This window comes from Micromonospora sp. SL1-18, assembly GCF_047921505.1.
GTDB lineage: Bacteria > Actinomycetota > Actinomycetes > Mycobacteriales > Micromonosporaceae > Micromonospora.
Window position 1 is genome coordinate 1 of the sequence record NZ_JBLROA010000005.1, and the last position, 20,112, is coordinate 20,112.

General features: G+C 73.5%; 19 protein-coding genes, 1 other RNA gene and 2 pseudogenes. 6 read left to right on the forward strand and 16 right to left on the reverse strand.

Annotated elements, in window-relative coordinates; translation table 11 throughout:
- Both rnpB and ACNAW0_RS03275 read right to left on the reverse strand, forming a co-directional pair.
- Positions 1–379, reverse strand: an RNA gene (gene rnpB, locus ACNAW0_RS03270) — RNase P RNA component class A.
- Positions 380–437: 58 nt separating this feature from the next.
- Positions 438–602 (reverse strand): hypothetical protein, encoded by a 165-nt coding sequence (locus ACNAW0_RS03275; protein ID WP_416286178.1) that lies wholly within the window; start codon positions 600–602, stop codon positions 438–440.
- Between the two features lie 121 nt (positions 603–723).
- Here ACNAW0_RS03275 and ACNAW0_RS03280 point away from each other — a divergent pair, with 121 nt between their 5' ends.
- A complete protein-coding gene (locus tag ACNAW0_RS03280) occupies positions 724–1,485 on the forward strand; it encodes a sulfite exporter TauE/SafE family protein (RefSeq protein WP_416286179.1) in 762 nt (253 codons plus the stop codon).
- 94 nt (positions 1,486–1,579) lie between these two features.
- Here the strand turns inward: ACNAW0_RS03280 and ACNAW0_RS03285 are convergent, their stop codons facing one another.
- Positions 1,580–2,812, reverse strand: a complete 1,233-nt coding sequence (locus ACNAW0_RS03285; RefSeq protein ID WP_416286180.1) for an MFS transporter — start codon at positions 2,810–2,812, stop codon at positions 1,580–1,582.
- 53 nt (positions 2,813–2,865) lie between these two features.
- Here ACNAW0_RS03285 and ACNAW0_RS03290 point away from each other — a divergent pair, with 53 nt between their 5' ends.
- The gene (locus tag ACNAW0_RS03290; RefSeq protein WP_416286181.1) at positions 2,866–3,345 is read left to right on the forward strand and encodes a MarR family winged helix-turn-helix transcriptional regulator; all 480 of its coding nucleotides are present in this window, start codon (positions 2,866–2,868) and stop codon (positions 3,343–3,345) included.
- A 68-nt stretch (positions 3,346–3,413) separates the two neighbouring features.
- Here ACNAW0_RS03290 and mctP read toward each other — a convergent pair whose 3' ends face one another.
- The 7 genes from mctP to ACNAW0_RS03325 all read right to left on the reverse strand — a co-directional run bounded on the left by mctP (position 3,414) and on the right by ACNAW0_RS03325 (position 10,147).
- Positions 3,414–5,069 carry a monocarboxylate uptake permease MctP gene (mctP, locus tag ACNAW0_RS03295; RefSeq protein ID WP_416286183.1) on the reverse strand — a complete coding sequence of 552 codons (1,656 nt, stop codon included), beginning with the start codon at positions 5,067–5,069 and terminating at the stop codon, positions 3,414–3,416.
- Positions 5,069–5,311, reverse strand: a complete 243-nt coding sequence (locus ACNAW0_RS03300; RefSeq protein ID WP_416286184.1) for a DUF3311 domain-containing protein — start codon at positions 5,309–5,311, stop codon at positions 5,069–5,071. The genes mctP and ACNAW0_RS03300 overlap by 1 nt, the downstream gene beginning before the upstream one ends.
- A 146-nt stretch (positions 5,312–5,457) precedes the next feature.
- Positions 5,458–6,678, reverse strand: a complete 1,221-nt coding sequence (locus tag ACNAW0_RS03305; protein WP_416286185.1) for a bifunctional RNase H/acid phosphatase — start codon at positions 6,676–6,678, stop codon at positions 5,458–5,460.
- Between the two features lie 5 nt (positions 6,679–6,683).
- Positions 6,684–7,421 (reverse strand): zinc ribbon domain-containing protein, encoded by a 738-nt coding sequence (locus ACNAW0_RS03310; protein WP_416286186.1) that lies wholly within the window; start codon positions 7,419–7,421, stop codon positions 6,684–6,686.
- Positions 7,411–8,247, reverse strand: a complete 837-nt coding sequence (locus tag ACNAW0_RS03315) for a Nif3-like dinuclear metal center hexameric protein (RefSeq protein WP_416286334.1) — start codon at positions 8,245–8,247, stop codon at positions 7,411–7,413. Before ACNAW0_RS03315 ends, ACNAW0_RS03310 begins: the two co-directional genes overlap by 11 nt.
- 87 nt (positions 8,248–8,334) lie before the next feature.
- Positions 8,335–8,916 carry a flavoprotein gene (locus ACNAW0_RS03320; protein WP_416286187.1) on the reverse strand — a complete coding sequence of 194 codons (582 nt, stop codon included), beginning with the start codon at positions 8,914–8,916 and terminating at the stop codon, positions 8,335–8,337.
- A gap of 4 nt (positions 8,917–8,920) precedes the next feature.
- Positions 8,921–10,147, reverse strand: coding sequence for a helix-turn-helix domain-containing protein (locus ACNAW0_RS03325; protein WP_416286188.1), 1,227 nt, complete (start codon positions 10,145–10,147; stop codon positions 8,921–8,923).
- 243 nt (positions 10,148–10,390) lie between these two features.
- Here ACNAW0_RS03325 and ACNAW0_RS03330 point away from each other — a divergent pair, with 243 nt between their 5' ends.
- Positions 10,391–11,062, forward strand: coding sequence for a bifunctional DNA primase/polymerase (locus ACNAW0_RS03330; RefSeq protein WP_416286189.1), 672 nt, complete (start codon positions 10,391–10,393; stop codon positions 11,060–11,062).
- A 78-nt stretch (positions 11,063–11,140) separates the two neighbouring features.
- Positions 11,141–11,302: a hypothetical protein gene (locus ACNAW0_RS03335; protein ID WP_416286190.1), complete on the forward strand. Its 162-nt coding sequence runs from the start codon at positions 11,141–11,143 to the stop codon at positions 11,300–11,302.
- A gap of 66 nt (positions 11,303–11,368) precedes the next feature.
- On the opposite strand, the gene ACNAW0_RS03340 is transcribed toward ACNAW0_RS03335, so the two are convergent.
- Genes ACNAW0_RS03340 through ACNAW0_RS03350 form a run of 3 tightly spaced genes read right to left on the reverse strand, consistent with a single transcriptional unit; the run spans position 11,369 to position 14,182 of the window.
- A complete protein-coding gene (locus tag ACNAW0_RS03340; RefSeq protein WP_416286336.1) occupies positions 11,369–12,103 on the reverse strand; it encodes an FAD:protein FMN transferase in 735 nt (244 codons plus the stop codon).
- 53 nt (positions 12,104–12,156) lie between these two features.
- Positions 12,157–12,756, reverse strand: coding sequence for an FMN-binding protein (locus ACNAW0_RS03345; RefSeq protein WP_416286191.1), 600 nt, complete (start codon positions 12,754–12,756; stop codon positions 12,157–12,159).
- A 16-nt stretch (positions 12,757–12,772) separates the two neighbouring features.
- Entirely contained in the window at positions 12,773–14,182 is a 1,410-nt protein-coding gene (locus ACNAW0_RS03350) for a ferric reductase-like transmembrane domain-containing protein (protein ID WP_416286192.1), read from the reverse strand.
- Positions 14,183–14,601: 419 nt separating this feature from the next.
- Between ACNAW0_RS03350 and ACNAW0_RS03355 the strand changes: the two genes are divergently transcribed.
- Positions 14,602–14,859 carry a DUF3040 domain-containing protein gene (locus ACNAW0_RS03355; RefSeq protein ID WP_416286193.1) on the forward strand — a complete coding sequence of 86 codons (258 nt, stop codon included), beginning with the start codon at positions 14,602–14,604 and terminating at the stop codon, positions 14,857–14,859.
- A 45-nt stretch (positions 14,860–14,904) separates the two neighbouring features.
- Here the strand turns inward: ACNAW0_RS03355 and ACNAW0_RS03360 are convergent, their stop codons facing one another.
- The 3 genes and pseudogenes from ACNAW0_RS03360 to ACNAW0_RS03370 form a co-directional block, all read right to left on the reverse strand.
- Positions 14,905–15,894 (reverse strand): hypothetical protein, encoded by a 990-nt coding sequence (locus tag ACNAW0_RS03360; RefSeq protein WP_416286194.1) that lies wholly within the window; start codon positions 15,892–15,894, stop codon positions 14,905–14,907.
- Positions 15,891–18,341, reverse strand: a pseudogene (locus tag ACNAW0_RS03365) (DEAD/DEAH box helicase); the annotation flags it as partial. The gene ACNAW0_RS03360 and the pseudogene ACNAW0_RS03365, both read right to left, overlap by 4 nt.
- Positions 18,342–18,460: 119 nt before the next feature.
- A pseudogene (locus ACNAW0_RS03370) lies at positions 18,461–19,172 on the reverse strand (ATP-dependent helicase); the annotation flags it as partial.
- A 63-nt stretch (positions 19,173–19,235) separates the two neighbouring features.
- Between ACNAW0_RS03370 and ACNAW0_RS03375 the strand changes: the two are divergent.
- Positions 19,236–20,108: a carbohydrate kinase family protein gene (locus ACNAW0_RS03375; RefSeq protein ID WP_416286195.1), complete on the forward strand. Its 873-nt coding sequence runs from the start codon at positions 19,236–19,238 to the stop codon at positions 20,106–20,108.
- The last annotated feature ends 4 nt before the right edge of the window (positions 20,109–20,112 follow it).

The following is a 20,112-nucleotide window of genomic DNA, read 5'->3' on the forward strand; positions in this document are numbered from 1 at the left end:
TGACCGACGCGGCCCGAAGGCGCGTCGGCGGCGGCCATCCATCTCGGCCTGCCGTCGCCGGCAGGCTCCAGCGGCCTACCCGCAGACATCGGGCGAGCAGCCCTCAAGCGTCTGCGCGGATCATCGCCTCGCGGCGACGACCCTTCTTGGCCTTGCTCCGGGTGGGGTTTACCGAGCCATCCCGGTCACCCGAGATGCTGGTGGGCTCTTACCCCACCGTTTCACCCTTACCGTCCCATATTGGGCCGGCGGTCTGTTTTCTGTGGCACTGTCCCGCGGGTCACCCCGGGTTGCCGTTAGCAACCACCCTGCCCTGTGGAGTCCGGACGTTCCTCGGCGACGGGCCGGGGCCCGTCGACGCGGCCGCCCGGTCGACTCGTCCGTCGCGTCCATCATCCTAACGATGCCCACGCCGCCGCCATTTCCCGACCGGGCGGTCAGCGCACGTCGATCGTCACCACGCCCAACCCGGCGCTTCGGCTGCTCCCGCAAACCGTCTCTCTCCCGAAGGCCGCGTCCCGGCTGCCCATCAACAGGTACGCGGTGCGCAGCAGGTCGGCGTAGCGGATTTCCACGAACTCGCGGAACTCCGGGTCATCCACCCGCGGACCCCCGTCGTGGCCGTGCACGGCTCGCTCCCCTCGTCGACCCGGTCGCTCGGAACGGCGCGGCAGGGTAGCGAAAAGTTGAGTTCCGTTCCGGCCGTACTAATCTCTGGGGACCATGAACCTCTCCGACGCCGCGCTCCTGGCCGCCGCCGGTCTCGCCGCCGGCACGGTGAACGCGGTGGCCGGAGGCGGCTCCCTCATCACCTTCCCGGCCCTGATCGCGGCCGGCCTGCCACCGGTCCCCGCCAACGTCACCAACTCCGTGTCGGTCTTCCCCGGGTACGTGGCCAGCGTGGCCGGCAGCCGGATGGACCTGCCGCGCGGGCGGCAGCTGTGGAGCCTGCTGCCCACCGCGATCGCCGGGACGGTAGTCGGCGCCCTGGTGCTGCTGGCCACCCCGGCACGGGCGTTCGAGCTGGTGGTCCCGTTCCTGGTGTTGGGCGCGACCGCCGTGCTGGCCTTCCAGGATCCGCTGCGTCGGCTGGTCGGCCACCCGGCCGACCTGAGCCCGCGCCGCCGTACCGTCAGCGTGCAGGCCATGGTCGCGATCGGCTCGGTGTACGGCGGCTACTTCGGCGCGGCGCTCGGGGTGATGCTGGTGGCCGGCCTGGCCCTGGTGCTGGACACCACCCTGGCCCGGGTGAGCGCCATCAAGAACCTGCTCTCGGCGACGGTGGGATTGACCACGCTGGTGGTGTTCGCGCTCTTCGGCCCGGTCCACTGGACGGCCGCCGCGGTGGTCGCACCGGCCACGGTGACCGGCGGCTACCTCGGCGCCCGGCTGGTCCGCCGGCTGCCCTCGGTGGTGCTGAAGACCGTCATCGTGGTGTTCGGCACGGTGATCGGCCTCTACCTGCTCTGGCGCGCCCTGCGCTGACGGCGCGGCCCACCGGAGGCCGACGCACGCGACGCGGCCAGACACCGGACCGTCCCGGCGCGACGTCGGGACGGTCCGGCCAGGAGGGGGAAGGTCAGTACGCCTCGCCGACCGGCTCCTCCGGGGCGTACTCGGCGCCGCGGGCGGCCCGGTTCCAGCGGGACCAGAGCACCCGCTCGCCGTAGCCGGCCGCCATCAGGTGCGCGAAGGCGAGGTAGATCAGCACGCCGGCGGCGAGCACCCCGAAGCCGACCCAGAACGGCAGGGCCAGCCCGTGTTCGGCGAGCTTGCCGGAGATGATCGGGGCCGGCGCGGCGGCGCCCCAGCGGACCAGGTTGAACGCGCCGGTGGCGACCCGCCGGTCGTCGGAGCCGAGGCCGAGCGCCAGGTCGGTGAGGTTGGCGTTGGCCAGACCCATGAACAGGCCGGCGAGTACCAGCACCACCAGCGACATGGCGGTGCCGGTCGAGGTGGCGAAGAGGGCCATGCAGACCAGCAGCCCGGCGATGGCGACGCCGACGGTCTGGACGGCGCCGATCCGGTGCGCCAGCCGGTGGCCGATCAGCAGGATGCCGGCGGCCAGGCCGAGGCCCCAGCCGGTGAAGGCCAGCCCCAGCGGGATGACATCGAGGTGCAGGTAGAGCGGCGTGTAGCCGAGCACCACGAAGAACACGAAGTTGTAGGTGGCGGTCACCACGCAGAGGGCGATGAACGCCGGCTTGCGGTAGGTCGAGAAGATCTGACCGAGGCGTACGGGAGCCTGCCGGCGGGCCGGCTCGCGGAGCTTGCGCACGGCGACGGCGAGCGCGAGCACCATGAAGACGCCGCAGACGAAGAAGGGCAGCCGCCAGCTCACCTCACCGAGCAGGCCGCCGATCAGCGGGCCGACGGCGAAGCCGAGGCCGAGCGCGGTCTCGAAGAGGCCGACCACCCATTCCCGGTCGTTGGCGAGGTTGACCAGCACCACCATCGCGGTCGCGAAGAACATCGCGTTGCCCAGCCCCCACACGCCGCGCAGCGCGGAGAGTTGCACGATGTCGTTGCTGAACGACGCGAGGATCGCGGCGAGTCCGACCACCGTGACCCCGGTGATCAGCACGGGTTTGAAGCCGAACTTCCCGCTGGCGAGGGTCGCCGGGATCATGCCGACCGCCATAACCGCGATGTACGCGGTGAACAGCAGTTCGACCTGCCAGGCGGTGACCCCGATCGCCTCGCCGATCGCCGGCAGGATCGGGTCCACCACGGCGATGCCGGCGATGGCGAGGAACGCCACCAGCGTGGTGGCGTAGATGGCACTGCGGTTGGGTTCGGATCGCCGATCCACTCCGCCTCCCAGTTAGCTGTATCTTACAGATAATTCCCCTGTATCATACAGCTATGACGGACGACCGCACAAAGGCAACCGCGTACGACGAGGCCACACTCGGCCGGATCGAGACCGAGATCGCGCTGCTCATGCGGCTGGGCGAGGCGACCCGCCGAGCCACCGGCACCGCCGAGCACCGAGTGCTGGACCGGGCGGCGTACGTGATCCTGCGGTACCTGGACAGCGCCGGCCCGCAGAACGTCTCCGCGCTGGCCGCGCGGTTGAACCTGGACGGCTCCACGGTCACCCGGCAGGTCACCGCGATGCAGCGGGACGGCCTGATCACCCGTACCCCTGATCCGGCCGACGGGCGCGGCACGGTGGTCTCCGCCACCTCCGCCGGGCTGCAGCGGATGGCCGCCGTCCGGGCGGCCCGCACCCGGCTCTACGGCGACATCCTCGCCGCCTGGACCAGCGACGACCAGGAGAGCCTCGCGGACCTGCTGCACCGCCTCAACGAGGCGCTGGACTCGCGCAACCGCCGCCGCTGAGGAACCGCCGAACGGCGTTAACAGGGGCCCCCTGTACAACGCGAGGCGTTAACAGGGGGCCCCTCCTTTCACGCGACCGGCTCGCGGGCGGAGTCGGCGTCGCGGTCGGGGCCGGGGGTGACCCGGGGGTCGCCCTCGTCGGCGAAGTAGTCGTCCGGGGTGGTGGCGTCGACCCCGTCGGCCACCTTGCCGGCCCGCAGGACCAGCGTCAGCAGCGCCGCCACCACCAGGTTGACCAGCACCGCCACGATCCCGACGTAGATCGTCTTCTTGGTGTCGAAGCCGAACTCGGAGAGCGGGAAGGCCGAGCCGGCGAAGTGCCTCTTCCCCGTCGCCGGGTTCGCGACCTGGTAGAGCATCCACATACCCATCGCCATGCCGGCCACCCAACCCGCGATCAGCGCGCCCCGGTGGAACCAGCGGGTGTAGAGGCCCAGCGCCACCGCCGGCAGCGTCTGCAGGATGATCACACCCCCGATGAGCTGCAGGTCGATGGAGAACTGCGGGTCGAGGAAGACGATGAAGGCCACCGCGCCGATCTTCACCACCAGCGAGGCGAGCTTCGAGACGTTGGCCTCCTGCGCCGGGGTGGCGTCCCGCTTCAGGTACTCCTTGTAGATGTTGCGGGTGAACAGGTTCGCAGCCGCGATCGACATGATCGCCGCCGGCACCAACGCGCCGATGCCGATCGCCGCGTACGCGATCCCGGCGAACCAGCTCGGGAACTGCGCGTCGAAGAGCCGCGGCACGATGGTGTTGGTGTCCACACTGCCCGCTTTGGCCCCCGGCAGCGGCGTCACCTTGGCCGCGATGGCCATGTAGCCGAGCAGCGCGATCAACCCGAGCAGCAGGCTGTACGCCGGCAGCGCGGACATGTTCCGCTTGATCACGTCCCGGTTCCGGCTGGCCAGCACGCCGGTGATGCTGTGCGGGTAGAGGAACAGCGCCAGCGCCGAACCGAACGCCAGGGTGACGTACTGGAGTTGGTTGTTGGCGTTGAGCAGGATGCCGTCACTGGGCGCGGGAGTCGCCTTGAACTTCGCGTCCGCCGCGTCGAAGATGCCACCCCAGCCGCCCAGCTTGTAGGGCAGGTAGACGACCGCCACCAGGATCACGACGTAGATCATCGAGTCCTTGACGAACGCGATCAGCGCCGGTGCGCGCAGCCCGGACTGGTAGGTGTAGGCCGCCAGGATCGCGAACGCGATGATGATCGGCAGGTGCCGGGCCAGGGCGCTCTCCCCGGTGACGCCCATCGTCTTGAGCACCGCCTCGATGCCGACCAGCTGCAGCGCGATGTACGGCATGGTCGCCACGATGCCGGTGATCGCGACCAGCAGCGCCAGGATCGGCGAGTCGAACCGGCTGCGGACGAAGTCGGCCGGGGTGACGAACCCGTGCCGGTGCGACACCGACCAGAGCCGGCAGAGCACCAGGAACACCATCGGGTAGATGACGATCGTGTACGGCACCGCGAAGAAGCCCGCCGCGCCGGCCCCGAAGATCAGCGCCGGCACCGCCACGAAGGTGTACGCGGTGTAGAGGTCACCGCCGACCAGGAACCAGGTGATCCAGCCGCCGAAGCTGCGCCCGCCCAGCCCCCACTCGTCCAGGTGCGCCATGTCGCGCGGCGCCCGCCACCGGGCTGCCACGAAGCCCATCGCGCTGACCAGCAGGAAGAGGAGGGTGAAGATGATGATTTCGGTCAGGTGGTCGCGCCACATCATTGGTCACCCCGCTTCTTCGTCATCTGGTAGACGAGCGTGGTGGTGGCCACGCCGAGGATGATCCAGGCCAACTGCAGCCAGTAGAAGCGCGGGAACCCGAAGATCCGGGGTGAGTCGGCGTTGAACAGGGCCGGGATCAACGGCACCACGATCGGTATGAAGAGCAACCAGTTCCAGGGGCTACGGTCCTTCGCCCTGGGCCGCGCCGTGCTCGGCGCCTCCGGTTCGGGTGCTGCCATGTGACACACCTCCGGGAAGTCGTGACTAGCCAGGTAACGGCCGGAGGTTACGGCCATGTGAGACAGGTCACGTTCACCCGAGTGATATCGATGCGCCGAGCGGCCCCCCGCCTGCGCCGAACGGCGGAGGCGGGCGGCCGCCGATGTCAGAGGTCGGCCAGGTGGGCGGTGTCGTTGACCGAGCGGACCGCGACGCCACCGTCGGGGTACAGGTCCAGCACCGAGACGCCCGCGGTGTCCAGGTAGAGCCGGTGCAGGAAGGCGTCGGCGGCCGCGAGGGCGTCGCGCAGCACCAGCTTGATCGGCGAGACGTGGGAGACCACCACGACGGTCTCCCCCGGGTACGCGCTACGCAGCCGCTCCACCGCCCGGCCGGTCCGCTCGGCGACCGCGACGAACGACTCGCCCTCCGGCGGGGCGACCCGGATCGAGGCGAGCCAGGCGTCCAACTCCCCCGCCCAGCCGTCGCGTACCTCGGCGAAGGTCCGCCCCTCCCAGACCCCGAAGTCGCACTCGATCAGGTCATCGTCGGGGCGTACCGGGGGATTGCCGACGGCCGCGGCGATCGCCTCGGCGGTGGCCGTACACCGGGACAGGGGTGAGCTGACCACGGCGGCGACGGACGGCGCGAGGGCGGCCACCCGGGCGGCGGTGGCCCGGGCCTGGGCCCGGCCCCGGTCGGTCAGCGGAACGTCGACGCGGCCGGAGTAGCGCTTCTGCCCGGTCCGCTCGGTCTCGCCGTGCCGGACCAGGATCAACCGGGTCGCGCTCTCGGTGGGGCGCGGCTCCCAGGAGGCCGGCGTGGTGGCCGGATCGGTGCCGGTGGCCCGGGCGGTGGCGGCCCGGTCGGCCACCTCGCGGGCCGCGGCCCGGGCGGCCGAGTCGGGGGCGGCCACCTCGCGCGGCGGCTCCACGATCCGCGGCGACTCGACGGCCGGCCGGGCCGGCGCCAGGCCGGCGGCGGCGTCCATCGCCGCGTTGGCCAGGGCGTCCGCGTGCTGGTTGCGCTCCCGGGGCACCCAGCTGAACCGTACGCTGGCGAACCGCCCGACCAGGCCGGCGGCCTGCGCGACGAGCGGCCGCAGCCCCGGGTGCTTGATCTGCCAACGGCCGCACATCTGCTCGACCACCAGCTTGGAGTCCAGCCGCGCCTCGACCTCGGCCGCGCCCAGCTCGGCGGCGGCCTCCAGCCCGGCGATCAGGCCCCGGTACTCGGCGACGTTGTTGGTGGCCGTGCCGATCGCCTCGGACCGTTCGGCCAGCACCTCGCCGGTCTCCGGATCGCGGACCACCGCGCCGTAGCCGGCCGGCCCGGGGTTGCCCCGCGACCCGCCGTCGGCCTCGACCACCACCGCGCGCGCCGCCACGACGGCTACAGCCCCGACTCGCTGGTACGGACCATGATCCGCCGGCACTCCTCGCAGCGCACCACCTCGTCCGGATCGGTCTTGCGGATCCGGGCCAGGTCGGCGCCGGAGAGTTCCAGCCGGCAGCCGCCGCAGCGGGCGGCGGTGAGCAGCGCGGCGCCGAGCCCGGTGTCCTCGCGGATCCGGTCGTAGAGGGCGACCAGGTCGGCCGGGAGGTCGTTGGCGAGCGGCTGCCGTGCGCTCCGCTTGAACTCCTCCTCCTTGGCGATCTCGGCCAGGCTCTCGTCGCGGCGCTGCTCGGTGACGGCCCGCCGGTCCCGGGCCTCGGCGAGGCGGCGCTCGACGCCGTCGAGCACACCCTGTGCGGTCTCCCGCTGCTCCATCAGCTCCAGCTCGGCGTCCTCCAGGTCACCCTGCCGGCGGTTGAGCGAGACCAGCTCGTGCTGGATCGCCTCCAGCTCCCGGGCCGGGCCGGTACCGGCGGCGAGCCGCGCCTCGTCCTTGCTCTTGCGGGCGCGAACCTGGTCGACGTCCTTCTCCATCCGGGCGATGTCCCGGTCCAGGTCGTCGACCGTCACCTGGGCGCGAACCCGCTCGTCCTCCAACGCGGAGAGCTCCCGGGCGAGCGCCTCCAGCTCGGCCCGCTCAGGCAGCGACCGGCGGCGGTGGGCGAGCTGGGCGAGAGTGGTGTCGATCGCCTGCAGGTCGAGCAGGCGGCGCTGCACCTTCGGGTCAGCCTTCACGGTCGGGCTCCTTGTCGTCCGGTCGGGGTGCGGCGGCGTGCACGGTCCACGGGTCGGTGTCCAGGTCGGACACCACGGTCTCGACGCCCAACTCGTCCCGCAGGTGGGCGGCCAGGTCGTCCAGCCAGGGTCGTTCGGTCGCCCAGTGGGCGGCGTCGAGCAGGGCCGGGCCACCGGCGGCGAGGTGCTCACCGGCGGGGTGGTGACGCAGATCGGCGGTGAGGAAGGCGTCCACCCCGGCGGCGGTCGCCCCGGCGAGGAAACTGTCCCCCGAGCCACCACTGACCGCGAGGGTACGAACCATACGCCCGGGATCCCCGGCGGCGCGAACTCCCCAGGCGGTGGCGGGGAGCACCGCGGCGGCGTGCCGGGCCAGCTCGGCGAGGGTCATCGCCGTGGGCAGCTCGCCGATCCGGCCGATGCCCCGCCCGGGGCCGTCGGCCGGCGACCCGGGGCGCGGCCGGTGCAGCGGGCGCAGCCCGGTCAGCCCGAAGCGGGCCGCGAGGGCGTCGGAGACGCCCGGGTCGGCCACGTCGGCGTTGGTGTGGGCCACGTACAGCGCGACGTCCGACTTGATCAACCGGTGGACGATCCGCCCCTTGTAGGTGGTGGCGGCGACCGAGGAGACCCCGCGTAGCAGCAGCGGGTGGTGCGCGACGATCATGTCGGCCCCGGCGGCGAGCGCCTCGTCCACCGTCTCGGGCACCACGTCGACCACGCAGGCGATCCGGCGTACCGGGTTCGTGGGCTCGCCGAGTACCAGGCCGACCCGGTCCCATTCCTCGGCCCAGCCGGGCGGGTAGCGGCGGTCCAGCGCGGCCACCACGTCGGCGACCGTGGGCGGGGATCCGGTTGTGCTCACGGCCGGCCAGCTTACCGGCGTCTGGGCCCGGTCAGGGCCGTACCCGGGTGCTCAGCCGACCGGGGCGGCCGGGCGCGGCGCGCCGCGCAGCGCCGCGAGGCCGACCGACCAGGGGAAGGCGTCCAGGTGCCGCTCGCCGGTGCCCGGCGGATGCAGCGGTACGACTTGGTCGCCGAAGACCACCCGTATCCCCCACTCGCGCAGCCGGGCCAGGCTGGCGCGGAACGCCGGGTGCGCGGCCATCGCCGAGTTGGTGTACGGGACAGCCGCGATCGGCACCCCGAGGCCCTGCGCCTCGACCAGCAGCCCCAGGGCGAGCGTGTCGGCGATACCGACCGCCCACTTGTTGATCGTGTTGACCGTCGCCGGGCAGACCAGCATCGCGTCCGCCGGCGGCAGCACGTCCGGGTCGCCCGGGTTCTTGTAGTGGGTGCGTACCGGGTGATCGGTCTGGCTGGCCAGCGCCGTCCGGTCGACGAACTTCGCGCCGTCCGGCGTGGTGACCACGCAGACGTCCCAGCCGTCCTGCTGGGCGAGGTCGACCAGCCGGCCGACGTGACCGGCCAGCGGCGAACCGCAGGCGACGACATAGAGCACCCGCTGGTGCCCGGAACTGGGGTGCGGACCGTTCATCAGTTCATACTCCGACTCCCATGTGCTCAGCCAACTCCGCAATCGGCGGAGGCGGTGCACCCCGTGTACGACGGAGGATATCGGACATCACCTCGTGGGCAATCGGCCGGCAACGGATTTCGGACGGCGCGAGCCGGTCGCCGCGCAGCAGCATGTCCCCCGCGTTCGCGACGTCGCCGATCTGCGCGTAGCCGCGGGCGATGTCGAGCAGGTGATGCGCGCGCCGCTCGGGCAGCAGGGCGTTGAACGCGGGCTCGGAGATGCCGTGGTGGATCTCCACCGCCCGGCCGCCGTCGCCCAGTTCCACCGCCGCGGCGGCGCGGTGCAGCTCCAGATTGGTCGGGCCGAAGGAGGTCCAGTAGTGATTGTGGTCCCCACCGACCAGGGTGGCCGCCTCCTGGGCGCCGGTGAGCAGGTCGTCCACAGTGGCGGAGTCGCCGATCCGGGCGGCGGCCATCGCGCCCTGGAGCAGCAGCATGCCGTAGACGGAGAGCCGGTCTGCGGTGGCCTCGTTGCCGCCGCCGGGTGCGAGCCGGTTGGCGATGTTCACGTTGAGTTCGAGCGCGGGGCGGGCCCGGCCCATCGCGACCAGCGCGTTGCAGACCCGGGTGGTGGCGACGCCGGCCAGCAGCTGGTCGTCGGCCCGCTGGGCGACCGCCATCGAGCGGTCGGCGGCCAGCCAGGCCAGGTCGCACTCGCCCAGCTTGCGCAGCACGGACGAGGCGATCTGATAGACCTGCGCGAGCAGGTGGGCCGCCTCCAGGGCCTGGTCTCCGCCGTAACCGGCGTCGGCGGCCTGGGCGTCGCGCAGCAGCTTCGGCAGCGCGCGGGTGAGCATGCCGTAGCGGCCGTACTGGTAGGTGAGCCAGGCGTGGTTGACCGCCTTGCGCATGTCGCTCAGCGGCGGTGGGTAGGGCCGCGCGTCGAAGTACGCGCTCATCGAGTCGTACCGCTCCAGCGCGGCCCGGATCTCCTCGACCTCGATCTGGTCGATGCAGTTGAGGGCGTCGGTACGCCGCTCCGGGTCCTTGCCGAGCAGCAGTTGCACGTCTACCTGGAGGATGTCGGCGATCTCGTAGAGGACGGAGAACTTGTCCAGCCGCCGCACCCCGCGCTCGACCTTGTCGACCCAGCTCTTGGACTTGCCGAGCCGGTCGGCGAAGACCTGCTGGGACATCTTGCGGCGGGTGCGCCAGTATGCCACCCGGCGGCCTATGGGCAGTTCGTCCATCTCGCAATCCCTCCCCCTCGCGCCAGTACGGCTGCTCTCCCGGGCGGGCCGCCGCAACGGCCCCTCGGTCTTGCGGAACCCTCTGGTCGCACAGTCTGTACGTCAGCCGTACGGCCAGCCCTCGTAGTTTCCGTGCAAGTTGCATCAGCCGTTCGTCAGGTCAACGAGCGCGGGTTACGGCAGTGACGGCGTTCGACGTGTGACGTGATCAGCGTCCGGTCAGGGCGAGAGGGGATGGCGCAGATGTGGGGGAATGTCGCACCACGCGTGGCTCGCCTGTCGCCACTGGAGCGGGTCCGGCTGCGCCGGGTCGCCGTCCGGTACGCCGTCCACGGCTGGGCGGTGACGCCCGGGGCCTGCCTGGCCAACCGCCGCTTCGTTTGCGGCCGGGCCGGCTGTCCCACGGTCGGCTGCCATCCGGCCCTGGAGGACTGGGAACGCGCGGCGAGCGCCGACCCGGCGCGGGTGGCCACCTGGTGGCGCAATCGCCCGCACGGGGTGCTGCTGCCCACCGGGCGCTCGTTCGACGTGCTGGAGGTCGCCGCCAACCTCGGCCGGCACGTGCTGGCCACGGTGGCGGCCCACCCGGCCGGCATCGGCGTACGCGGGCCGGTCCTGGTCACCCCGGCCGGCCACTGGATGTTCCTGGTCCGCCGGGGCGACCCGCTCCGGCCGGAGTTGGAGCACTGCTTCCACGTGGTCAGGCACGGCCCCGGCTCGTGGATCCCGGCGCCGCCGACCCGGCTGCCGGACGGGGCGGTGCGCTGGGCGGTGGCCCCCGAGCAGGCCCGCTGGCAGTTGCCTGACTCATACCTGGTGCAGAACGCGCTGATCGAGGCGCTGCGGGCGGCCGGCGTCACGCTCACCTCGGACCTGCTGCCGGGTCAGCTTCCCCTCCCCCGCCGCGGCTGCTGACCGACGGTAGCGTCCTCTCCGGTGCCGAGGTCGTTGAACCCGGTGACGGCGCGTTCGCGCCAGAACCGGGGGTTGAGCATGTCCACGGATGACGCGGCCCGCCACACCGGCGGCACGGAACCATCACGACACCACCGCCGCCCGTACCGCTGGGGCGGGACCCGGCCCTGGGGCACCCGCCCCGGCCGCCCCCGGCCCACCGGCTCCCGCCCCAACACCACCTACCGCCCCCTCCGCTGACACCCTTCGGCGTTGATCATGAAGTGGTTGCCCGCCCGACCGGCGCGTCGCGCAACCACTTCATGATCAACCTGGTGGGGGCGGGGCCAGGGGGAGAGTGCGGGAGTGGAGGAGGCCGGCGCCGTCGGTGACCACGGCGTGGCGGTAGTCGCGGAGCTGGTCGAGCCAGGTGATGCCGGCGGGGCCCATCGCGACGGCGGCGGTGGCGTACGCGTCGGCCACGCCGAGATCCGGGCCGACCACGGTGACCGAGCGCAGCCCTTGGGCCGGGACACCCCGGCGCGGGTCGACCACGTGGTGGCCGCGCTCGTACACGCCGGAGGTGGCGATCGCCAGGTCGGTGCCGGCCAGCACCAGGCAGGTGGCCGCCGGGTCCCACGGGTGGCGCACCCCGATCCGCCACTCCTCGCCGGTGGCCGACCGGCCGCGTATCCGGACGTCACCGCCGGCGTTCAGGCAGTGGTTGGGGGCCCCGGACTCGACCAGCCGGTCCGAGGCGACCTGCGCCGACCAGCCCTTCACGTAACCGGACGGATCCAGCCGCCCGGTGGCGTACGCGTCGAAGAAGCCGTCCGTCTCCCGCCACAGGTCGGCGCAGCGGTCCAGCACCGCCCGCAGGTCGGCCGAGGCCTCGGCGAGCGGCAGCTCACCCCGGTCGAACCGGCACAGCTCGCTGTCCTCCCGGTAGGTGCTGAACCGCGCGTCGACCTCGCGGAGCCAGCCGAAGGTCTGCTCGGCCAGCTCGTGCAGGGTCGCGACGGGCAGGTCGTCGGCCAGGTCGAGGCTGATCGCCGTACCCATGATGTGCTCGACGCGGCGCAGGCCGGGCCGGACGCTGTCGGACGCCATCCGGGTCAGGCCCGGTCGATCGCGGCCTGCAACGACTGCCGGTAGGCGTCGCTGGTGTACGTGGCCCCGGAGACGGTGTTGAGGTTGGCGCTCTGCTTGGCGACCACCGCGCCGGAGGTGCCGCTGTAGCTGGCCTGCACGTCGTCGCTGCGCAGGCCGGACTGCCCGCCCTGCGGCATGCCGAGGGCGGCGGCGTCGACGATCCGGGTGCCGGTGAGGGTGATCCGCACCTGGAGCGATCCGTACCTGTAGCTGACCACCGGCCCGGTGACGCTACGGCTGGCGGGCTTCGGCGCGACCGTGGCCGGCTGGGCGGTGGTGCCGGGCTTCGGGCGCAGGGACCGGCTGGTGCCGGCCGTCGCGTTCGGTTTCGCCGAGGCGGCCCCGGTCCGCGCGTCGAGGGCGCCCGGCACGGCCGAGGTCGGGGCGAGCGCGCCCGGCGTGGCCGGGGTCGGGCCGGGAGCCGATGCACCGTCGAGGGCGGCGGGCGCCTCGACGCCAGGCCGGTCCTGGGCGACCTGGCTGGCAACCGGCGAGCCCTTGAGCACCACCAGCGCGGTGGTGCTGGCGGCCAGGCCGGTGATCGCGAGCAGTGCGCGACGCATGGGGCGGAGGACCTTTCTACAGCTCGAAGGTGGCGAGGTGGATCTGCCGTCGGGGGACCTTGGCCCGGCGCAGCACCCGGACGGCCTCGTCGACCAGCCCGCCCGGCCCGCAGAGGTAGACGTCGCGGCGGGTCAGGTCGGGCACCAGCCGGCGCAGCCCCTCCGGGCTCATCAACTGGCGCGGGCCGGGGTCGTTGCGAGAGCCGATCACGTACCACACCGAGGTGTGCCGGGCCCCGGCCAGCCAGTCCAGTTCCTGCTGCAGCAGCACGTCGGCCGGGGTCCGGGCGCGGTAGATGAGGGCGGCGCCGGGCGGCAGCTCCTCCAGCATGGCCCGCAACGGAGCGATGCCGCTGCCCCCGGCGATCAGCAGTGCCCGTTCCCTGGTCCGGTGCGCGGCGGTGAACGTGCCGGAGGGGCCTTCGGCCCAGGCCCGGGTGCCCGGCGTCAGGTCCCGCAGCTCGGCGGTGTGCGCGCCGACCACCTTGACGGTGAGCCGCAGCCAGTCGTTGTTGCCCGCCGCGGAGACCGAGAACGGGTGCGACTGCCACCAGCAGCCGGGGGTGAGGAAGCGCCAGCGGAAGTACTGCCCGCCGAGCAGGTCGATCTGGTTGACCCGGCGGCCGGTCAGGTAGATCGAGATGGTGTCCAGGCTCTCCGCCACCACCTCGGCGACCCGCAGCCGGTGCCGCAGGTTGAAGGCCAGCGGGGCGATCACCCGGCCCCAGATCAACGCGGCCACCACCAGCAGGTACGCGACGATCCAGCCGGTGTGCACCGGGCCGGGCTCGTAGAGCTGCGCGCCGTTGCTGAACTGGTGCCCGTAGCCGAGCAGCAGGGCGAGGTAGCTGGCCAGGTGCAGGTGGTGCCAGAGCTCGTAGGGCAGCCGCCGGCGGACCGCCCGGACCGCGGTGACGCCGACCGCGACCATGATCCCGGCGGCCACGAACGCGGAGAGCATGTCCTCGTAGCCGCTCAGCAGGGACCCGACCTCGCCGAGGATCGACGTGCGCTCCAGGCCCGCGTAGCCGACCACGAGCAGGGCGAGGTGCGCGAGGACCGCCACGAGCAGGGTGGCGCCGAGGTCCCGGTGCACCCGGGAGAGGCGCTCGCCGCCGAGCCAGCGTTCCAGCACGCCGAGCCGGCTCATCATCAGCACCTGGACCAGCAGCAGATAGCCGGCGACCAGACCGGTGACCCGGCCGGCGGCGGTGAGCAGGTCGGTGGTGCCGGTCAGCGAGCCGGCCGGGGTGTCCAGCCACCAGGGCAGCACCGCCGCGACCAGGCCGAGCCAGAAGAGCGCGGCCAGGGCCCACCGGCCGCCGGATCCGCGGCGCGGCAGCCCGGGTGGCGGGGGTACGGGGGCAGCCGGCCGGCCCTCGCCGGGGACCGGTGTCCAGGTGGGGTAGGTGTCCTGGTATGTCATGCGTCCAACTTCAGGGGGGTGATTTAAGCGTTGAGCATGTGTTTCGCGCCAGCACGCCCCCGTTGTCCGGTTCGATCAATCTGCGCCAATTGCCGTACACGGATCCGGCGAGCTTACGCCCGGAGAGGATGATGACAATCCCGTCGTGATCGTGGTCGGTGCCGCCACGATTTGCGGACGACCCGGGTGGCGAGCATGGCGATGTGATGTTTTCAGCCCCCTCGGCGCTATTCACGGCCTTCCGATTCTTCAAGCAAATTTAAGGCGCGGATAAGCCTGTGCTGAGGCGGTCCGGCGGGAAGGTCCTGCACCGCGTCGCGGTGTCCGACTCAATCGAAAGTAGTGGTAGCACCGGCGCGTGACCCGCCGCCGTTTCGGGTATGCCGCCGAACCGCTGAAGCCATGAGGGGAGCACCGCCATGCTCAGCAAAGAGGATCAGCGCAGGTTCGAACAGATCACCCGCCATCTGCGGGAGAGCGACCCGCAATTCTTCGCCCGGCTGGAGGATCGGGCACGGGCCCGCCGAGGCCGGTACCTGATGCTGTTGACGATCGTGCTGTGGGCCTCGCTGCCGGCGATGACCGTACTGGCCGGGCGGCTGGCCGGCGCGATCTGCGCCGTGGTGCTGCTGGCCAATGCCGGGTTGATGTGGCGGTTCCGGCGGCGCTGGATATGACCGCCCCGGCCGTCCCATTCGCGCCCGAACGCCGGGTGGCCGGGGTCAGCGCGCCGACACGTCCGGGTCCGTCGCCGGTCCACCGCCGAACTCCCGGTACGCCCGGCGCAGCCGCTCGACGAGGCCGGGGCCGCCGATCGCCGCCCCGGGTGGGGCCAGCTGACGCAGCAACAGCTCCGGCCGGATCGCCAGGGTGGGTGGCCGGTCGGGCAACGGCACCGGTGGCAGCCAGAACCGGTCCACCGCGTCGGCCAGCGAGGCCGGCGGCAGCCCACCGAGCACCCGCCCCGCGCCGGCGACCGGGGGTTCACCGGCTCCGGGCCCGTCGACCAGGTCCGGTCCATCCGTCGCCGCCGACCGTTCGGCCGGCACGGGCCGGATGCTCGGCGCCGCCGCCGGGGCGGGGCGGGTGCTCGGCGCGGCCGGGGCGGCGCCGCGCAGCGTACGCAGCCGGGCGAGCAGTTCGCCCCGGCTCCGGCCGCGCCAGTGCAGGAGTTGGAACGGGTCGGCGTCGAACGCCTCGGCGAGCAGGTAGAAGCTGGCCGCCAGATGTTTGCACGGGACCGCGAAGTCGGGGCAGCCGCAGTGCTGCGCCAGCTCGGCCACGTCGGCCGGGAAGAGCGGTGCGCCCGCCGCGGCGAACAGCTCTTCCAGTTCGGCCGGCAGGTCGCCGGCGAGCAGCCGGGCGCTGAAGAACGCCTGCCCGGCCAGGTCCGCCTCGATCCGCTCCCACACCTCGTCCGGGTACGCCGCCAAACCGATCCGCACCGGATACGGGGCGGGCCGGGAGCCCTGCACGCTGGCGGTCACTCGTCCGGGAGCGACGTCGAGCCGGAGCACCTGCCCCCGGCGCGCGTACGCCCGGCCCCGGGTGAGCCGGGTGCCGAGCGCGAAGGACTCCAGCACCTCCAGGAACCGCCGCGACCACCAGGAGCGCCCGATCGCGCCCCGGGTGCTGCGCGCCCGCAGGCCGCCCTCCACCCGGCGGGGCGGCCCGAACTCCGCGAACCGGGGGCGGTCGTCCGAAGTGCTCACTCCACCACCACCCCGGCCTCCAGCGCGAACAGCTCCCGCAGCGTCTCGGTGGAGAGTTCGGTGACCCACTGCTCGCCGCTGCCCACCACCCGCTGGGCCAGGCTGCGCTTCTCCGCGATCATCGCGGCCACTTTCTCCTCCACCGTGCCGGCGCACACGAACTTGCGTACCTGCACCCGGCGGCGCTGGCCGATGCGGAACGCCCGGTCGGTGGCCTGGTCCTCGACGGCCGGGTTCCACCAGCGGTCCACGTGCACCACGTGGTTCGCCGCGGTCAGGGTCAGCCCGGTGCCGCCGGCCTTGAGCGACAGCACGAACAGCGGCGGGCCGTCGGGGGACTGGAACCGGGTCACCATGGCGTCCCGCTCGGCCTTGCCGACGCCGCCGTGCAGGTAGAGCACCTCCCGGCCGGTACGGGCGGACAGGTGACCGCGCAGCATCCCACCGAACTCGGCGTACTGGGTGAAGAGCAGGGCCTTCTCCCCCACCGCGAGCACCTCGTCGACGATCTCCTCGAGCCGTTCCAGCTTGCCGGAGCGGCCTGGCAGTGCCGAGCCGTCGTGCAGCAGTTGGGCCGGGTGGTTGCAGACCTGCTTGAGCCGGGTCATCGTGGCCAGCACCAGGCCTCGGCGTTCCATCCCGTCGCTGGACTCGATCTTCGCCATCATGTCGTCGACCACCACCCGATAGAGCGCGGCCTGCTCGGCGGTGAGGTTGCAGAGCACCTCCATCTCCAGTTTCTCGGGCAGGTCGGAGATGATCGACGCGTCCGTCTTGAGCCGGCGCAGCACAAACGGGCCGGTGACCCGGCGCAGCCGTTCGGCCACCTCGGCGTCCCCGTGCCGCTCGATCGGCTCGGCGAACTTCTTCCGGAACGTGGCGGCCGGGCCGAGCAGGCCGGGGTTGGCGAACTGCATGATCGACCAGAGGTCGGCGAGCCGGTTCTCCACCGGCGTACCGGTGATCGCGACCCGGTGCCGCGCGGGCAGCGACCGGACCGCCTCGGCCTGCCGGGTGGCGGCGTTCTTGATGGCCTGTGCCTCGTCCACCACCACCCGGTGCCAGTCGGTTCCGGCCAGGTCGGACGCGTCCCGGGCGGCCACCGAATAGGTGGTGAGGACCAGGTCCGCCGCGTGCACGGCCGCGGCGAACTCCGCGCCCCGGGCCCGTTCGGCCCCGTGGTGCACGTGTACGCGCAACTGCGGCGCGAACCGGGCCGCCTCCCGCTGCCAGTTGCCCACCAGCGACATCGGACAGACCAGCAGTGTCGGCCCGGCGTCCGGCGGATCCCCGGCGAGCAGGGCGAGCAGCTGCACGGTCTTGCCCAGCCCCATGTCGTCGGCGAGGATCCCACCCAGCCCGAGCGACTGGAGGAACGCCAGCCAGGCCAGCCCGCGCCGCTGGTACGGCCGCAGCATCCCGGCGAACCCGGGCGGCGGGTCGGCCGGGGTGAGCCGCCGCTCCGCCGCCCCGGCCAGCAGCTCGCCCAGCGCGCCGTCGGCGGTCACCTCCAGCACCGGCAGCTCGTCGGGGCGGTCGGCATCGGCCAGGCCCATCCGGAGCAGGTCGGCCACGGTCAGCTCACCGGCCGAGCGGAGCAGCCGCAGCCCCGCGGCGAGCCGCTGCGGGTCCAGCTCGACCCAGCGCCCCCGCAGCCGGACCAGTGGCGACTTCAGCTCGGCCAGCGAGGCCAGTTCCTCGGCGGTCAGCGGCTGGTCGCCGAGCGCCACCTCCCAGCGGTAGTCCACCAGGGCGTCCAGCCCGAGCCCGTTGGAGGCGGCGGCGACCGCACCCGGGGCGGTGCGGCTACGCGCCCGCAGCCGGGTGCCGAGGCGTGCCGAGGGCCGCCGCCACCAGGACGGCAACAGCACCCCGAAACCGGCCGCGTGCAGCACCGGCGCGCCCTCGCGGAGGAACCGGTGCGCGCCGTCCGCGTCCAGCTCCGTCCCCTCCGGCGTGGCGGTCCGCAGCGCGTCCTCCAGCTCCGGCCAGAGCCGGCTGGCCCGGCCCAGCTCGGCGAGGAGCGTCTCCTGCGGGTCCACCCCGCGCCCGGCGAGCGCGGGCGCCGGCCCCTGCCATACGTGCGCCGCGTCGACCACCAGGCCCGGCTCGTCGGCCGGTTGCAGGCCGAACTCGACCCGCCAGGAACCACCCTCGACCAGCTCGGCCACCGGATCGACGTCCGGCTCGACCAGCCGGAAGGCAGCTCGTACCGCGCCGCCGGCGGCGTCCCGCTGCCAGGCATCCAGCTCGGTGCGGAGCGTGTCCAGGGCGGCCGGCTCGGCGGTGAAGGCGCGCTCCGGCCCGGTGAGCGCGGCCAGCCAGCGTGGCACCGGCCCGCCCGGACGCATGCCGCGGTGCAGCGAGATGTCGGCCAGGGCGGCCCGGGCGGCCGCGTCGGTCAGCGCGTCCAGCGCCGCGGCGACGAGCTCCCCCGGCTCGGCAGCGGCCGACGCCGCTCGGGCCGCGCCCTCGCCGCCGGCCCGGGTGGCCGCGCGGTCGCCGCCGTCGCCGCCGCGCCGGTTGGCCGCATGGTCGTCATCGGCGGCTCGGGTGATCTGCCAGTCGACGGCGGCGCGGGCGGCCGGGGGCAGGGCGAGGGCCAGCGAGCGCGCCCAGGCCGCGTCCGTGCCGGTGAGCAGGGGCCGCCAGACCGCCAAGGCGGTCACCACGTCCGAGTCGCCCACCGGGCGCAGGTGGCGCCGCCTGGTGTCCGCCGCACCCCGCAGGGTCCGGCTCCGGCCCGCGGGAACGGTCGATCCGCGGGGTGGCACCGGGTCGGGCCCGGCGGCCGTGGGCCGGGCGGATCCGGGGGCCGTGTCGGCCACGCCGGGCAGGACCCGGCCACGGGCGACCAGGTCGGCGGCGAAGTCGGCCAGCTCGGCCAGGTGGCGAAGGCTCGCCCCCGCCCCGGCGGCTGTCGGCTCCAGCGCCCGGAGCAACGCGAACGCGGCGTCCGGCGGGTACGCGAGGGCGGGGACCCGCCACCCGGCGAGGGTGACCGGTCCCCGGACCGGCTCCCCGACCGCGGTCCGGACCAGTTCCGGCGAGTCGAGCGGCGAGCCGGCCCTGGTGGGCAGGGTGAGCAGCATGGACGCTGGCTCGGCGGCCGGGTCGCCGAGCGCGGCGGCGAGGCTGGCCTGGTCGGCGGCGAAGGGGTGCGGGCGCTCACGTGGGGCACGGCCGGGGCGTCGGGGGGCGCGGGGCGGCCGGGTGCTGTCCTCGGCCCAGACAGCGAGCCCGGCACCGGGCAGCCACAGCCCGTGGATGACCAGCACGCACTCTCCCTCGACGACGCTCGGCGCCAGGATAGGCGGCCCCGGGCGGCTACTGTCGACGGCGTGGTCGATCTGCTCGTGATCGGTGGCCTGGGGGTCGACATCCGCGCCCAGGTTCCCGCGCTTCCGCTGCCCGCCGCCGACTCGCTGACCGTACCCCCGGTCGAGCTGCGGATCGGCAGCACCGGCGCCGGCGTGGCGCTCGCCGCGCACGCCCTCGGCCTGCGGGTGGCGCTGGTCGACGTGCTGGGCGCCGATCCGGCCGGCGACGTGGTCCGGGCGGCGCTGGCCCGCACCTCGGTACGGACTGTGCTGGCCGACGCCCCGGCCGGCACCCGCCGGTCGGTGAACCTGGTCGACCCGGCCGGCAGCCGGATGTCCCTCTACGACCCGCGACCGTGGGCGGGCCCGGCGCCGTTCCCGGCGGCGGAGCTGACCGCGTTGGTGCGGGACGCGGCACACGTGCACGTGTCGATCATGGACTGGGCCCGGGACGCGCTGCCGGCGCTGCGCGCCGGTCTCGGCGCCGGCGTGGCTCTCTCCACCGACCTGCACGACTGGGACGGCGAGAACGACTACCACCGGCCCTTCGCCGAGGCGGCCGACCTGGTCTTCGTCAGCGGCGTCCGGCTCGGCGACCGGGCCGGGAAGGTGGCAGCCGGGCTGGCGCCACGGACGGTACTGGTGACCGGCGGGGCGGCCGGCGCGACCCTGCACGGGGTGGACGGCCCGCCGGCGCAAGTGCCCGCGGCGACCCCGCCCGCCCCGGTGGTGGACACCAACGGCGCGGGTGACGCCTTCGCGGCCGGTCTGATCGCCGCCCGGCTGCGCGGCGCCTCCCCACTCGACGCGGCCCGGTACGCGGCCCGGGTGGCCGCCGCCGCGTGCACCCACGACGGGATGGAGTATCCGCCCGGCCTGCTGCCCCGGGACTGACGCC

Coding starts and splice junctions, on each gene's coding strand:
- ACNAW0_RS03340 (WP_416286336.1), bottom strand. CDS start 12,103: ATGGGTACGGCGATCAGCCTCGACCTGGCCGACGACCTGCCCGTCGCG.
- ACNAW0_RS03345 (WP_416286191.1), bottom strand. CDS start 12,756: ATGCGTCGCGCACTGCTCGCGATCACCGGCCTGGCCGCCAGCACCACC.
- ACNAW0_RS03330 (WP_416286189.1), top strand. CDS start 10,391: ATGTGGGGGAATGTCGCACCACGCGTGGCTCGCCTGTCGCCACTGGAG.
- ACNAW0_RS03300 (WP_416286184.1), bottom strand. CDS start 5,311: ATGGCAGCACCCGAACCGGAGGCGCCGAGCACGGCGCGGCCCAGGGCG.
- ACNAW0_RS03335 (WP_416286190.1), top strand. CDS start 11,141: ATGTCCACGGATGACGCGGCCCGCCACACCGGCGGCACGGAACCATCA.
- ACNAW0_RS03350 (WP_416286192.1), bottom strand. CDS start 14,182: ATGACATACCAGGACACCTACCCCACCTGGACACCGGTCCCCGGCGAG.
- ACNAW0_RS03280 (WP_416286179.1), top strand. CDS start 724: ATGAACCTCTCCGACGCCGCGCTCCTGGCCGCCGCCGGTCTCGCCGCC.
- mctP (WP_416286183.1), bottom strand. CDS start 5,069: ATGTGGCGCGACCACCTGACCGAAATCATCATCTTCACCCTCCTCTTC.
- ACNAW0_RS03320 (WP_416286187.1), bottom strand. CDS start 8,916: ATGAACGGTCCGCACCCCAGTTCCGGGCACCAGCGGGTGCTCTATGTC.
- ACNAW0_RS03355 (WP_416286193.1), top strand. CDS start 14,602: ATGCTCAGCAAAGAGGATCAGCGCAGGTTCGAACAGATCACCCGCCAT.
- ACNAW0_RS03325 (WP_416286188.1), bottom strand. CDS start 10,147: ATGGACGAACTGCCCATAGGCCGCCGGGTGGCATACTGGCGCACCCGC.
- ACNAW0_RS03290 (WP_416286181.1), top strand. CDS start 2,866: ATGACGGACGACCGCACAAAGGCAACCGCGTACGACGAGGCCACACTC.